General features: G+C 61.8%; 17 protein-coding genes. 12 read left to right on the forward strand and 5 right to left on the reverse strand.

Annotated elements, in window-relative coordinates; translation table 11 throughout:
* Positions 1-18: 18 nt before the first annotated feature.
* A complete protein-coding gene (gene murA, locus ISP19_RS16965) occupies positions 19-1,278 on the forward strand; it encodes a UDP-N-acetylglucosamine 1-carboxyvinyltransferase (protein WP_204683600.1) in 1,260 nt (419 codons plus the stop codon).
* 50 nt (positions 1,279-1,328) lie between these two features.
* Here the strand turns inward: murA and ISP19_RS16970 are convergent, their stop codons facing one another.
* Genes ISP19_RS16970 through purM form a run of 3 tightly spaced genes read right to left on the reverse strand, consistent with a single transcriptional unit; the run spans position 1,329 to position 3,826 of the window.
* Positions 1,329-2,036 (reverse strand): DUF3108 domain-containing protein, encoded by a 708-nt coding sequence (locus ISP19_RS16970; RefSeq protein WP_204683601.1) that lies wholly within the window; start codon positions 2,034-2,036, stop codon positions 1,329-1,331.
* Positions 2,037-2,080: 44 nt separating this feature from the next.
* Positions 2,081-2,743, reverse strand: a complete 663-nt coding sequence (purN, locus tag ISP19_RS16975; RefSeq protein ID WP_204683602.1) for a phosphoribosylglycinamide formyltransferase — start codon at positions 2,741-2,743, stop codon at positions 2,081-2,083.
* Between the two features lie 54 nt (positions 2,744-2,797).
* On the reverse strand, positions 2,798-3,826 hold the full coding sequence (gene purM, locus ISP19_RS16980) for a phosphoribosylformylglycinamidine cyclo-ligase (RefSeq protein WP_204683603.1): 1,029 nt from the start codon (positions 3,824-3,826) through the stop codon (positions 2,798-2,800).
* Between the two features lie 256 nt (positions 3,827-4,082).
* Here purM and ISP19_RS16985 point away from each other — a divergent pair, with 256 nt between their 5' ends.
* The 9 genes from ISP19_RS16985 to ISP19_RS17025 all read left to right on the forward strand — a co-directional run bounded on the left by ISP19_RS16985 (position 4,083) and on the right by ISP19_RS17025 (position 9,881).
* On the forward strand, positions 4,083-5,075 hold the full coding sequence (locus ISP19_RS16985) for a DUF2066 domain-containing protein (RefSeq protein WP_204683604.1): 993 nt from the start codon (positions 4,083-4,085) through the stop codon (positions 5,073-5,075).
* 139 nt (positions 5,076-5,214) lie between these two features.
* The gene (locus ISP19_RS16990; RefSeq protein WP_204683605.1) at positions 5,215-5,823 is read left to right on the forward strand and encodes a CDP-alcohol phosphatidyltransferase family protein; all 609 of its coding nucleotides are present in this window, start codon (positions 5,215-5,217) and stop codon (positions 5,821-5,823) included.
* A gap of 76 nt (positions 5,824-5,899) precedes the next feature.
* Positions 5,900-7,072 (forward strand): AI-2E family transporter, encoded by a 1,173-nt coding sequence (locus tag ISP19_RS16995; protein WP_379946037.1) that lies wholly within the window; start codon positions 5,900-5,902, stop codon positions 7,070-7,072.
* Positions 7,069-7,779 (forward strand): DnaA regulatory inactivator Hda, encoded by a 711-nt coding sequence (hda, locus tag ISP19_RS17000; protein ID WP_204683606.1) that lies wholly within the window; start codon positions 7,069-7,071, stop codon positions 7,777-7,779. Before ISP19_RS16995 ends, hda begins: the two co-directional genes overlap by 4 nt.
* A 103-nt stretch (positions 7,780-7,882) precedes the next feature.
* Positions 7,883-8,281: a VOC family protein gene (locus ISP19_RS17005; RefSeq protein WP_204683607.1), complete on the forward strand. Its 399-nt coding sequence runs from the start codon at positions 7,883-7,885 to the stop codon at positions 8,279-8,281.
* 58 nt (positions 8,282-8,339) lie between these two features.
* On the forward strand, positions 8,340-8,726 hold the full coding sequence (locus ISP19_RS17010) for a VOC family protein (protein WP_204683608.1): 387 nt from the start codon (positions 8,340-8,342) through the stop codon (positions 8,724-8,726).
* Between the two features lie 61 nt (positions 8,727-8,787).
* A complete protein-coding gene (locus tag ISP19_RS17015) occupies positions 8,788-9,102 on the forward strand; it encodes an antibiotic biosynthesis monooxygenase family protein (RefSeq protein WP_204683609.1) in 315 nt (104 codons plus the stop codon).
* A gap of 25 nt (positions 9,103-9,127) precedes the next feature.
* Positions 9,128-9,463 (forward strand): VOC family protein, encoded by a 336-nt coding sequence (locus ISP19_RS17020; RefSeq protein WP_204683610.1) that lies wholly within the window; start codon positions 9,128-9,130, stop codon positions 9,461-9,463.
* A 28-nt stretch (positions 9,464-9,491) separates the two neighbouring features.
* Positions 9,492-9,881 (forward strand): VOC family protein, encoded by a 390-nt coding sequence (locus ISP19_RS17025; protein WP_204683611.1) that lies wholly within the window; start codon positions 9,492-9,494, stop codon positions 9,879-9,881.
* Positions 9,882-9,949: 68 nt separating this feature from the next.
* Here the strand turns inward: ISP19_RS17025 and ISP19_RS17030 are convergent, their stop codons facing one another.
* Complete coding sequence (locus ISP19_RS17030) at positions 9,950-10,753, reverse strand: inositol monophosphatase family protein (protein WP_204683612.1); 804 nt, start codon at positions 10,751-10,753, stop codon at positions 9,950-9,952.
* A 145-nt stretch (positions 10,754-10,898) separates the two neighbouring features.
* On the opposite strand from ISP19_RS17030, the gene ISP19_RS17035 reads away from it, so the two are divergent.
* Entirely contained in the window at positions 10,899-11,660 is a 762-nt protein-coding gene (locus tag ISP19_RS17035) for an RNA methyltransferase (protein ID WP_204683613.1), read from the forward strand.
* Positions 11,661-11,804: 144 nt separating this feature from the next.
* On the opposite strand, the gene ISP19_RS17040 is transcribed toward ISP19_RS17035, so the two are convergent.
* A complete protein-coding gene (locus tag ISP19_RS17040) occupies positions 11,805-13,124 on the reverse strand; it encodes a hemolysin family protein (protein ID WP_204683614.1) in 1,320 nt (439 codons plus the stop codon).
* 156 nt (positions 13,125-13,280) lie between these two features.
* On the opposite strand from ISP19_RS17040, the gene ISP19_RS17045 reads away from it, so the two are divergent.
* Positions 13,281-13,910, forward strand: coding sequence for a DUF47 domain-containing protein (locus ISP19_RS17045; protein WP_204683615.1), 630 nt, complete (start codon positions 13,281-13,283; stop codon positions 13,908-13,910).
* The last annotated feature ends 23 nt before the right edge of the window (positions 13,911-13,933 follow it).

Raw genomic sequence — 13,933 nt, forward strand, 5'->3', positions numbered from 1 at the left:
CATTTCCAAGGATTCCCGATGGCCAAAATCCTGATCAGCGGCGGTGAGCCGCTACGCGGCGAGGTTGGTATCTCCGGCGCCAAGAACGCCGTGCTGCCGATTCTCGCTTCCTGTCTGCTGGCCGATGAGCCAGTCACAATCAGCAACGTCCCACATCTGCATGACGTCACCACCACCATGGAGCTGCTCGGCCAGATGGGCGTGCAGCTGGTGCTGGACGACCGCATGAAGATCCAGGTCGACCCGCGCTCGACCGATCGCTACTTCGCGCCGTACGAGCTGGTGAAAACCATGCGCGCCTCGATCCTGGTGCTCGGGCCGCTGGTCGCGCGCTTCGGCCAGGCGGAAGTCTCGCTACCCGGCGGGTGCCAGATCGGTTCGCGACCGGTCGACCAGCACATTCGCGGCTTGCAGGCGCTGGGCGCGGAAATTACGGTCGAGAACGGCTACATCCGTGCACGTGCCGATCGCCTCAGGGGTGCGCGCATCATCATGGACATGGTTACCGTGACCGGTACCGAGAACGTGATGATGGCCGCCGCGCTGGCTTCGGGCACCACCATCATCGAAAACGCGGCGCAGGAACCGGAAGTGGTCGACCTCGCCAACTGCCTCAATGCCATGGGCGCGCAGATCGAAGGCGCCGGCACGTCCACCATGGTGATCCATGGCGTGGAGCGCCTGCATGGTTGCTCCTACGAAGTGCTGCCCGATCGCATCGAAACCGGCACCTTCCTGGTCGGCGCCGCCATGACCGGTGGCAAAGTACGCGCCCGCAACGCACGCGCCAGTACGCTCGATTCGGTGCTGGCCAAACTGGAAGAAGCCGGCGCGCATATCTCCACGGGTCCGGACTGGATCGAACTGGACATGCAAGGCCGTCGTCCGAAAGCGGTGAACATCACCACGGCGCCGTATCCGGCGTTTCCCACCGACATGCAGGCGCAGTTCACCGCGCTCAATTGCGTGGCCGAAGGCGTAGGCATCATCACCGAGACGGTGTTCGAAAACCGCTTCATGCACGCACATGAATTGCAGCGCCTTGGTGCGGATATTCGCCTGGAAGGCAACACCGCCATCATCCAGGGCGTGGACAAGATGAGCGGCGCGCCGATCATGGCTACTGACCTGCGTGCTTCGGCGTGTCTTGTTTTGGCTGGCCTTGTTGCCGAGGGCGATACCACGGTCGATCGCGTGTATCACATCGATCGCGGTTACGAGAACATCGAAGAGAAGCTCGGCACGCTGGGTGCGAAAATTCGTCGCCTGCCGACGTGATGGCTAGACGCGCACGTACAAAAAAGGGCCGCTTTTGCGGCCCTTTTTCTTTATGGCGAGCTGTAATGCACCAGCTGCAAAGTCAAATCGCCGCCCTCGCTCTGCGCCAGCTTCACCGGTACCGCGAATCGCTTGGGCACATACCAGGCGTCAAAGTGACTGTCTGCATCGGTGCGTGAAACACGTTCGGCCTGGAAATTGCCGGCCGGTACTTGCACCGCTTCGGCGCCTTGCACTTTGAATTGCTGTTGCTCTACCTGCTGCCTTACCCCAACCGGCAAGGTCATGCTTTGACTGCCGCTTCGCAGTGCCAGGCCAATCGCGAGTGAAAGCGTATTGCGATCGACCATGCCAGGTTGCGCGGCATAGGTGGTCGGACCTTTGCCTTCGTCCACGCTCACCTGTTTGGTATTCCAGTTCACCTGCATCGAGCGGTGCTTGACCTTGAACGCCATGACCTTCGAGGTGTAGCTCTCGGTTTCCGGTGCATTGTTGTTCCAGCGGAAGCGCGTGACATCGCTGGAGTTGGCGCCCAATGCTGCGGCCAGTCCGGAAGTGCCTTGTATCTGGTTGCTGTATTCGTATTCGCCGTTGCCCAGGGACTTGAGCGTGATGGTTGCCTGGCCCATGGGTTGACCACCCTGTGACACCTCATAGGTTGCGGTAAAGGGTGCCGGCGGTGCGGCGAGTACGGCAGTGGTGGACAAGGCCAGCGAGAGACCGGCAAGAAAGCGGTAGGGGAATTTGAGTGTGCGCATGAGTCGGCAGTTTACGCTCTGATGCTGAACGCGTCGTTGCAGTTCTAGCGGACGAGCTTCCCATCTTGCATCCGCAAAGGCTTGCGGAGTGGCTCGCCATCGAACGTGATGCCATGTGCTGCCAAGGCCAGCCGGTTTGCGGCGATCAGTTCGACAACCGCCGGCAGCAGTTGATGTTCGAGTGGAAGCAGGCGGGACGCCAGCGAGGCTTCGTCATCGCCAGCTTCGATCGACAGGACGGTTTGCGCGATGACCGGCCCGCCATCCAGTTCCGCCGTGACGAAGTGCACGCTGGCGCCATGTTCGATGTCGCCAGCCTTGATGGCGCGGCGATGCGTATGCAGTCCGCGGTACTTGGGTAGCAGCGATGGATGGATATTGATCATGTGGCCCACCCATGGTTTCAGCGCGTCGCCGTCGATGATGCGCATGAAACCGGCCAGCACCAGCAGATCCGGCTTGTTCGCGGCGATGCGTTCGAACAGGGCGAGATCGTAGTCGCGCCGCTCTGCAAAAGCCTGCGGTTCAAGTACGCAGGTCGGGATGCCGGCCATCTGCGCCAGCTGCAATGCACCCGCGTCAGGTTTGTCACTGGCAACCAGCACGAAATCCGCCGCCAGTTCACCGCGATCGCACGCAGCCAGCAGCGCGGCAAAGTTGCTGCCGCGTCCAGAGGCGAGGACGGCAATGCGAAGCGGTGAGGGCATGAGGATTTTGCTGTTTGGCCTGCTCTCCCCATGGGCGGGCAGGCCGGTGTGGCATCAGCCGATATGTACGCGCTCGTCGCCTTGCGCCTTGACCACTTCGCCAATCACCGAACTGCTCAAGCCGTGTTTTGCAAGCAAGGCGGACGCGGCGGAAACGGCGTCGCGCGGGAGCAGAATGGTGAAGCCAACGCCGCAGTTGAAAGTGCGCCACATTTCTTCACGCGCCACCTTGCCCTCGCGCATCAGCCAGTCGAATACCGGCGGCAGCACGATCGCCGACGCGTCGATGTTCAGGCCCAGATCATCGGGCACCACGCGGATGATGTTTTCCTTCAAACCGCCACCGGTGATGTGCGCCATGCCGTGCACAGGCACGGACTTCAGCAGCTCCAGCATCGGCTTGACGTAGATGGTGGTGGGCGCCATCAGCGCATCGGCCAGCTTCACGCCGCCGACCACCAGATCCAGCGGGTTGCCCGCACGTTCGACGATCTTGCGGATCAGCGAATAGCCATTGGAATGCGCACCGGAAGAGGCTACGCCGAGAATCACATCGCCCGCAACGATGTTATCGCCGCTGAGCAAGGCATCCTTTTCCACCGCGCCGACGGTAAAACCGGCCAGATCGTATTCGCCCGGCGGGTACATATCGGGCATTTCCGCGGTTTCGCCACCGATCAATGCGCAGCCGGCCAGCTCGCAGCCTTTGGCGATGCCGCCAACCACCGCGACGGTGGTGTCCACGTCCAGCTTGCCGGTGGCGAAGTAATCGAGGAAGAACAGCGGTTCGGCGCCCTGCACCAGCACGTCGTTCACGCACATGCCCACCAGGTCGATGCCGATGGTGTCGTGCCGCCCCAGCTGCTGGGCGAGCTTGAGCTTGGTACCTACGCCGTCGGTGCCGGAGACCAGCACGGGTTCCTTGTAGCGCGTGCCGAGATTGAACAGACCGCCGAAGCCACCCAGTCCGCCCATCACTTCGGGGCGGAAGGTACGCTTGACCAGCGGCTTGATGCGTTCGACCACGGCATTGCCGGCATCGATGTCCACGCCGGCGGCGCGGTAGGTGAGGGCGTCAGACATGGCGGACTCGCGCTTTCAAAAGCAAAAGGGACGTTCTGATCCATTCTGTGCGGGCGCCCATGCTGCCGTTGGCGCACAGCTCTCCGGGCTGCCGGCCCGACAGACCGTCGTCTGCCTTTACCGCCACCCCTGTGATCTGCACGTAAACGGCGCCGATGGCACGTACACAGAATGGATCAGAGCACCGCTAATGATAGACGTTAAGGGTCGGATTGGGCAGACTTTCCTTCGAGTCCCCACCCCGACCGGCCCGCCCATGCGTCTTTCACGTCTGCTGATTGCCACTTTGCTGCTCGGTCTGGTCGTTGGCCTGCCGCGGATAGCCCGTAGCCAGGAGACCTCGCCTTATACGGTGGTGGTGCCGGTGACCGATGTCAGCGACGCACAGCGTAGCCAGGCGTTTTCCACCGCCTTGGGGCAGGTGCTGGCGCGCGTATCGGGTGGCCAGGATCTGAGCAGCAAGGCCGGTTACGCCGATGCCATGCAGAACGCCGGCGGCATCGTCAAACAGTTCCAATACCAGCGCGGCGAGGGCAATCCGCCCAGCCTCACCTTGTCGGTGACCTTCGACCAGGGGGCGGTACATCGCCTGGTTGACCAACTGGGTGCGACCACGGCTGGGGTGAAGCCGCCGCTGTTGCTGGTGGTGAAGGGTACGGATGGCAACATCCTTGGCAAGGATGATCTCGGCGCACTGGCTGATGCGGCGGGCAAGGCCGGTTACCAGGTCAGCTATGCCGATCCGTCGCAACTGCCTGACCTGGGCAAACTGGAGACCTCCGATCCAGCAGCGCTCTCTGCGATCGCCCGGCTTTATCAGACCGGCCTGGTGCTGGTCGGCGAACTGCACGCCAACAGTGCCGACTGGACGCTGATCAGCGGTGGCCAGGCCCAGCACTGGAGCGCCCAGGGCAATAACGAAGACAGCATGTTCGCCGACGCCGGCAAAAGTGCGACGGATCGCCTGAGCCAGGCGCTTAATGTGATCGGCGCGGGCACGGTCGACGGCAAGTTTTGGGTCAGCGGCCTGCATTCGGCGATGGATTACGCCAACCTGATGGCAACACTGCGAGCCGACCCGTCCGTGCAGAAAGTCAGCACCCTGGGCGGACAGGATGATGGCGTGCTGCTGGCCGTGAAGGCTGGCATGCCGCTCGATGGCTTGGCGGCGAATCTCACGGCAGGCGGTCGCCTGATGCAAGGCAGTTCGCATGATGGGGCGGACGTCAGCCTGCGTTGGCTCCATTAGAGAGCCTATCTTGACAGCTCCCACGGTCCGCATTGCCCACCTATGGCCGCCAAGCGGTGCCGCGCGACTCGACTTGACGGCCAGCCAGGCGCATCGTCGCGCAACATCACCTGGCGACCATAGTTGAACAATGCGAACCATGAGCGCTACCAAGAAAGGCTCTTTCATGGTTGCCACGATGCCCTCTGCGTCGCGCTTGTCGCCCTGGCGACATCTTCCCAACGCCATCTCGATGCTGCGAGTCGTGCTGGTGGCGCCGATTTGCTGGTTGCTACTGCTTAGAAATTGGCCGTCGGCGCTGAGCCTGGTTGCGGTAGCCGGTGTTTCCGACGGCGTGGATGGTTTTCTGGCCCGGCATTACGGCTGGCAGAGTCAGCTGGGCGGCCTTCTCGATGCGGTCGCCGACAAGCTGCTGCTGGTCTGCTGCTTCGTGATCCTGGCCTGGCTGGGCGAGGCGCCAGTGTGGCTGGCGCTGATTGTGTGCGGACGCGACCTGGTGATCGCATCCGGCGCCCTGCTGTGGCTCCTGCTGATTGGCCGCATCGATCCGCATCCCAGCCTGGTGTCCAAAGCCTGCACGCTGATGCAGATCGTGTATCTGCTGACGGTGTTGCTTGCCTTGATGCATTGGCCTGCGCCTGCATCCGGGCTGTTTGCGTGGCTGGTGGCGTTACTGTGTATCGCCAGCGGATTGGATTACGTCGTCCGCTGGTCACGCCGCGCCTGGCGCGAGCGCCGGCGCGCATGATGCATTTCCATCACATCGCAAGGCTTTGAACAGCCCGCCACATCAGCGACACTTGTCGCCTACGCCGTCCCAACTGATGAGCCCCTTCGTGCCCATAAGCCAAGAGACATCCCGCCGCTGGCAGATGCTGGCGATCACCGTCGTCATCGGCCTGCTGGTGTGGCTGTTGGCACCGGTGCTAATGCCCTTTGCCGTAGCGGCCATGCTTGCCTATCTCGGCGATCCGCTGGCCAACCGGCTGGAGAAGCTCGGGCTGGGGCGTACGTTGGCGGTAAGCATCGTATTCGTGGTGCTGATGCTGGCGATCGCGGCCGCCTTGCTACTGCTGGTGCCGCTGATCGCGCGCCAGATCGAAAACCTGGTGGAGAATTTTCCGCATTACGTGCAATGGGCTAGAGACGCCGCATTGCCGTGGTTGCAAGCCAAGCTGCATCTGGATCCGAACGCTTTCGACACCGATCGCCTGATGGCCGAGCTGAAGCAGCATCTGGGCTCGGTCGGCACTGTGCTTGGCAAGATCTCCCGCTCCAGCTTTGGCGTGGTGATGTGGCTCACCAATCTGGTGCTGGTGCCGGTGGTGTGGTTCTACCTGCTGCGTGACTGGGATCGCCTGGTCGTGTGGGTCGACCGCATGCTGCCGCGCTCGATCGAGCCCACCGTTGCGCACCTGGCGCGTGAATCCGATGCGGTGCTCGGCGCCTTTGTACGCGGGCAGTTGCTGGTGATGCTGGCGTTGGCCATTTATTACGGCGTGGCATTGACCCTGGTGGGTCTTCCGGTGGGACCGCTGATCGGCATGATTGCCGGCCTGCTCAGCTTCGTGCCGTATCTGGGCTTTATTACCGGTTTTGCCGCGGCGATCATTGCCGTGCTGGTGCAATACGGTGACTGGACGCATCTGCTGCTGGTGATCGGCGTCTTCGTCATCGGCCAGTTGCTGGAAGGCTATGTGCTGGTGCCGCGGCTGGTCGGCGAGAAGATCGGTTTGCATCCGGTTGCGGTGATCTTTGCGGTGCTTGCCGGCGGTTATCTGTTCGGCTTCCTCGGCGTGTTGCTGGCCTTGCCGGCGGCTTCGGTGATCCTGGTGCTGCTGCGCTATCTCGCCGAGCGCTACAGGATGAGCGATTTGTATACCGAAGAAGGTGAGCCCGATTCCGTGATCGCCGAGGTCGTCGTCAGCGAAACCGCGGATGGCCAGTTACACACCGAAACCCATGCCTCTCAGGGCGACAAATCGCATAAGTCATGACCGCGCAGTTGCCGTTGAGCCTGCGTTGGCCGCGCCGCCAACGCTTTGAACATTTTTATCCAGGCGCCAATGCCGTCGCCGTGGCCGCCGTGCAAGTACTGTCGGCACAGGCGAGAGCCCCGTGGCTTTATCTGAGTGGTTCGGCCGGGAGTGGCAAAAGCCACTTGCTGCTCGCGGCCTGTCAGGCGGCTCATGAATCGGGGCGCACCGTGCAATACCTGCCGCTGAAAACGCTGCGCGATCGTGCCGTTGCCATTCGCGGCGTAGCAGGCAGCGAGTTCATCGCGCTGGATAATCTGGAAATGCTCGCCGGTGATCGCGATGCCGAACACGCGCTGTTCGATCTGTACAACCGCGCACGCGCCGAAGCGACAGCACTGATCTTCGCGGCAGAGGCGGTACCCACGCAGTTATCGCTAAGCCTGCCCGATCTGCGCTCGCGCCTCGGTGCCTGTACCCAGTTCGCCCTGAAACCGTTGGATGATGCCGAGCGCCGCGAGGTATTGAAAAACCAGGCGGCATCGCGCGGCATCGAACTGGATGACACGGTGCTCGATTGGCTGTTTGCACGCTATGTACGCGATCTGGGTGCGTTGCTTGATCTGCTTGATCGGCTGGATCAGGCGTCGCTGGCTGCGCAGCGGCGTGTGACGGTGCCTTTCCTGCGTGGTTTTCTGCGTGAGGTAAGTCCCCCCTCTGAGGGATAAGGGACTGCAGGAAATCCTCTGCCGAGGTGAGGATGCCGCCGGTCGCGGCAGACTTCTGCCAAGGAGTAATCTTGCAGTCTGAGCCAAACGCGAGGATACCGGCATGGCGCAAAGCATCACTCCTTTCCTCATGTTCGAAGGCGCTGCCGAGGCAGCGATGCGCTTCTATGTCTCGTTGTTCAAGGATGCGCAGATTGACCGGCTTGAGCGCTACGGTTCCGGCGAAACTGGCGTCGAAGGCACAGTAAAGAAAGCGGCGTTCACGCTGCGCGGTCGCTCTTTCATCTGTTCGGACAGCTCAGTGAAGCATGACTTCACCTTTACCCCATCGATATCGTTGCTGGTGGAACTGGATAGCGAATCCGAGATCCAAGAGCTGTTTCAACGTTTGTCCGATGGCGGCAAGGTGTTCATGCCACTCGATCATTATGGTTTCAGCAAGAAGTTTGGCTGGGTAAGCGACCGCTTCGGAGTGTCCTGGCAGCTCAATCTCGCTGCTTGATCTACGCAGCGCGTTTGTTTTGCGGCGTGTGCGGCGAATCGATAGAGAGGACGTCACGATGATCGATCACACGGGTGTTTCTGTCAGTGATTTTGCCGAGAGCAAGACCTTCTATTCGAAGGCACTCGCGGCCATCGGCTATGCCTTGCTGTTGGAATTTCCGGCTGCGGTAACCGGGCATACCGACGTTGCCGGATTCGGCGAGCCGCCCAAGGCGGATTTCTGGATCAGCCTTGGTGCGCCGAACCAGCCGCCTATACACGTCGCGTTTCGTGTTTCCAGCCGTGCGCAGGTCGATGCTTTTTACAAAGCGGCGATGGCTGCCGGTGGCCGTGACAACGGTGCGCCGGGCGTCAGGCCGCATTATCACGAGCATTACTACGGCGCGTTTGTGCTGGATCCGGACGGGCACAATATCGAAGTGGTGTGTCATCAGCCGGAGTGAATTCGAATGCCCAGCGGTTTTTCGTGGGCAACATTGGCCCAGTTTTAGCGGAGAGGCTTCCATGATCTGTCGCATCTGGCACGGGCGAACCTTGCGTGAACACGCCGACGAATACGCGGCGCTCCTCAAACAACTTGCCATACCCGACTATCGCTCGGTGCCCGGCAACATCGATGTCGCGGTATTGCGCCGCGACGACGGTGACGTCACGCACTTTCTGACTATCACGCACTGGGTTTCCGAGCAGTCCATTCGCGCCTTTGCCGGCGACGACCTATTGAAAGCCAAGTATTATCCGGAAGACGCCGGATTTCTCTTGGAGTTTGAGCCGTTCGTGCAGCACTTTGACGTGGTTGCCGAACAGGCATCGGGCTGACCGTGACAACTTTCGGGTGATCATCATGACGACTGCCTTCCGTTCCGCGCGCGACATCATCATTCGTACCGATGACTGGGCCCAGGCGGTATCGTTCTATACCTCGACGCTCGGTTTTCCCCAGGTCTATCGCAGTGAAAACATGGTGGGTTTCGAGACTGGTGCGTTTCGCCTTTACGTCGAAAAGGGCGAGGTGCATGGTCCGGTGTTCGAATACCTGGTGCAGGACGTGCAGGAGGCCAAGCGGGAGCTACTGGCTGCCGGTTGTACCGTGGTGGAGGAAAATGCATCCGTCCCGCGTTGCTATGTTCGCGATCCTTACGGCGTGACGTTCAATATCGGCCAGGCTCCGGCGACATAAGCGCGCTGTCTGTTGCTAAAGTTGGCGCATGCGTATTGAACACATTGCACTTTGGACTGGCGACATCGATCGTTGCATCCATTTTTATGCCACCTATTTCGGGGCCACGGCCGGCGTCCGCTATGTCAACGCCAGCAAAGGTTTTGAGTCGTGTTTCCTGAGCTTTATCGATGGTGCGCGTCTGGAAATCATGACAACGACGACGCTTGCCCTCGTGGGGGCGCCCGCAGGTGCGCAGCGCATGGGGCTGGCGCATCTGGCGATATCCGTGGGCTCCGAGCAGAACGTCGACGTGTTGACACGGCGTCTGCAGGAGGATGGTTATCCCTTGCTCGACGGACCACGGCGCACCGGCGATGGGTACTACGAGAGCGTGGTGCTGGATCCGGACGGCAATCGCATCGAGATCACGGCATGATTCGCGCTGTCGTTGCGCAAAAATAAAAGGCGCCGATGGCGCCTTTTATTTCGTCTGGACGGGGGCCTTCAGGCTTTCAGCAGCGAAGGCGTTGCGTTTGCGCCGATCGCTTCGGTCATCGCCTTGAACACATGCAGGTTGCCGGCAACGATGTTGCCGCTTTCGGGAATGCCTTCACGGCCGGCGAAGTCGCCATACTGGCCACCCGCTTCACGCACCAGCAGCACACCGGCGGCCATATCCCACGGCTTCAGGCCGATTTCGAAGAAGGCGTCGTAGCGGCCGGCAGCGGTGTAGGCCAGATCCAGCGCGGCGGAGCCGGAGCGGCGGATGTCTTCGGCCTGGGTCAGCAGGGCGCGGGTCATGGCAAGCTGCGAATCCAGATGGGCGCGCTGGCGATAGGGGAAGCCGGTGGCGATCATCGCGCCGGCCAGGCTTTCGCGCTTGCCGACGCGGATGCGGCGATCATTGAGATAAGCGCCATCACCCTTGCTGGCGGTGAACAGCTCGTCACGCAGCGGATCGAACACCACGGCATACACCGGCTCGCCCTTGTCGAGCAGGGCGATGGAGACGCAGAAGTGCGGGATGCCGCGCAGGTAGTTGTGCGTGCCGTCCAGCGGATCGATCACCCACACCAGCGGTCCCTTGCCCATGGCGCCGCTTTCCTCGGCGAGGATGGCGTGGGTGGGGTAGGCGCGGCGCAGTTCCTTGACGATCTCAGCCTCGGCCAGCCGGTCGACCTCGGACGCGAAGTCCATGCGTTGCTTTTCAACGACATTGAGGCCGTCGATGCGGTTCATGTAACGCAGGATCACGTTACCAGCGGAGCGCGCGGCGCGTACCGCGACGTTGACGGCGGGTCTGGTCATGGCTTTGGCTTGGCAAAAGAACGGGTTAGCGGCCGGGAATGGTAGCAGAGCGGGACATGAGGGGCGAGGCCGTGGTTCGCCGGCTCCCTCCCATTCCATCGCCTGTCCACTATCCTTGCCAGCCCCAGACGCATCGCTCCAGCGCATGAACACCAGTCTCGATTTGCCCAGCCGTTTCCGTTTCGTCCTTGTCCGTACTTCCCATCCGGGCAACATCGGCAGCGCCGCGCGGGCCATGCGGACGATGGGTTTCAGCCGGATGGAGCTGGTTACGCCGCATCGTTTTCCGGATCGTGAGGCCGCGGCGCTGGCGGCAGGTGCGGATGACGTGCTGGCCGGGGCAGGGGTGCACCAGGAGCTGGTCGAGGGATTGGCCGGCAGCAATCTGGCGTTTGGCCTGTCGGCGCGCCGGCGCGGCGTGAATTTGCCGGAGCTGACCCCGCGTGAGGCCGCCATGCAGGCGCTGGCCGCGGCGGAGCGGGGCGAGCAGGTGGCGTTGGTGTTCGGCAACGAGCGCACCGGGCTGGAAAACGAAGAGCTGGCCCGTTGCCATGCGATGGTGCGGATTCCCAGCGTGGATGATTTCAGTTCGCTCAATCTGTCGCAGGCCGTACAGGTGATGGCCTACGAATTACGCGTCGCCTTGCTGGGAGAGAGCATGCCGGTAGCGCCGCCTGTGCACGACGAACCACCCGCCGATGCAGCGCAGATGGAGCGTTTCTACGAGCATCTGGCGCAGACGCTGGATGACATCGATTTTCACAAGGGACGTGCGCCGACCACCATCATGTTGCGTCTGCGCAAGCTGTTTCAGCGTGCGCAGATGGATGCGCGCGAATTGCGCATGTTGCACGGCATTTTTGCCGATGCGCAGCGCATGGCGCGGCTGGCGGGAGAAAAGAAGTAACCGATGGGTATCGAGGTAGGCTGACGTAGGTTGGGTAGGTTGGGTTAGCGCAGCGTAACCCAACGATGTTTGTCGCTTCGATGGAATTCCGTTGGGTTACGCTGCGCTAACCCAACCTACCCAACCTACCCAACCTGCGCCAGCCTATTGTTCGTCGTCAGCGGCTTCAATGCGCGGCGCCGGCGTTATCAGCAGTTTGTCGATACGCGCACCATCCAGATCCATCACCTCAAAGCGGATGCCGCGCCACGCGAACACTTCGCCGGTTTGCGGAATATGCCCCAGCGCCGCCATGACCATGCCGGCAGCCGTGCGGAAATCGTGCTCGTCTTCGCCGGGCAACTGGTCCACATGCAGCAGTTCGCGCAAGTCGTCGGTGGAGATCGCTCCATCGACCAGCCAGCTGCCGTCTTCGCGTTGCACGATCGGCATATGTTCTTCGTTGCCGTGCCCAAGCTGGCTGGCGCCGACGACGGCCGCGAGCAGGTCATTGAGGGTCACGATGCCGTCGATGGCGCCGTATTCATCCACCACCAGCGCCATCGGTGTTTCGGCATCGCGGAATTCTTCCAGCAGGTCCAGTGCGCGGGCAGTGGCCGGCACGTACAGCGGCTTGGCCAAGGTACGAAACAGGTCCGGTTTGCCGGCGGTGATGCTGCCGAGCAGGCTTTTTACTTCGACCACCCCGACGATGTCGCTTTCATCGCCACGGTAGACCGGGTAGCGCGAAAAGGGCGTTTCCCGCAGTACTTCGAGGTTTTCCGCCAGCGGCGCGGTCATATCCAGCCAGGCGATGCGGGTGCGCGGGCTCATCACGCTGTCTACCGTGCGGTCGCCAAGGCGCAGCACGCGATTGACCATGGCTTGTTCGTCGGCATCCAGTACGCCCTGTTCGGCACTTTCGGCGACCAGCAGGCGGATTTCTTCTTCAGTGGCGGCGTTTTCGCCGCGATCCTGCACGCGCATCAGCTTCAGCAACAGGCCGCTGGAGCGGTTGAGCATCCACACGAAAGGTGCAGTGGCGCGGGACAGCACCAGCATGGGCATGCCGACCATGCTCGACACCTTCTCCGGCGCAGACAGCGCCAACCGCTTGGGCACCAGTTCGCCGACCACAATCTGGATGAACGAGATCACCATGAAGCCCAGCACGATGCCGATGATCCGGGTGTAGGGCACCAGCCAGGCGATGCTTCCGTTGTGCAACAGGTTCGCGATGTGCGAACCCACCGCGTCGCCGGCCACGGCACCGGTGGTCAGCATCACCAGGGTGATGCCCACCTGGACGGTGGACAGGAAGTGCTCCGGGGACTCGGCATGGCGCAGGGCGATCTTGGCGCGCTGGCTAGTGCGGGCCATCTGTTTCAGGCGGCTTTTGCGCGACGCCACCAGCGCCATTTCCGATAGCGCCAAGAAACCGTTGCACAGGGCGAGGATGAGGACGAGCGCGAGTGTGGTCAGCATCGCGACGGGGGATGGGATGCGGGCATGACGTCAGTGTAAGGCACGGCGGACGGTCAGTGCTGGGTGCGGGGCCGGGCTTTGATGCAGGCTTACGAGGCCCTCCTGTAACATGTGTGAAATATTTGCCCCCTTTTTTGCGCCCCTAGGCTGTAACGCATGTTTTCACTCCAGACGATTTTCGGCAAAGGCGACAAGTTCTATGGGCTGCTCGAACAGAGCGCCGACGCTGCCCGCGAAAGCGCCAAGGCCTTGCATGAACTGGTGACCCAGTCCAACCATGCCCCGATCATGGCGGCCTTCGCGGCCGCGCGGGCGCGCGAGAAGGCACTGGCCGGACAGATCAGCGAAGAGCTGGTGAATACCTTCGTCACCGCGCTGGACCGCGAGGACATCGAGGCGCTCAACAGCGCGCTCTACAAGATTCCCAAGAGCGTGGAAAAGTTTGCCGAGCGCTACGAGATCGTGGTCAGCCGCCTTGCCGGCGTGGATTTCGGCCAGCGCGCCCTGGTGCTGGCGCGTGCCACCGAAGTGGTCGCCGACATGATCGGCGAGCTGCGCAAGGGTTTGCGTATCGATCGGGTTAAGAAGCTGCAGGATCGCCTGCAGACCCTGGAGTCGGAAGGCGATCGCATGCTGCTGGCACCGTATCGCACGCTCTATATCGAGAATAACGACGCCATGCGCGCCATGCTGGCCAAGGACTTGTTCGAGCTGCTGGAGAAGGCCATCGACAAGTGCCGCGATGTCGGCAACATCGTCTATTCCATCGTCCTGAAGAACTCCTGAGGAATACGCCTTGCACGCTTTCC

Source organism: Dyella flava (assembly GCF_016904955.1).
In the GTDB taxonomy this organism is placed as follows: Bacteria; Pseudomonadota; Gammaproteobacteria; order Xanthomonadales; family Rhodanobacteraceae; genus Dyella_B; species Dyella_B flava.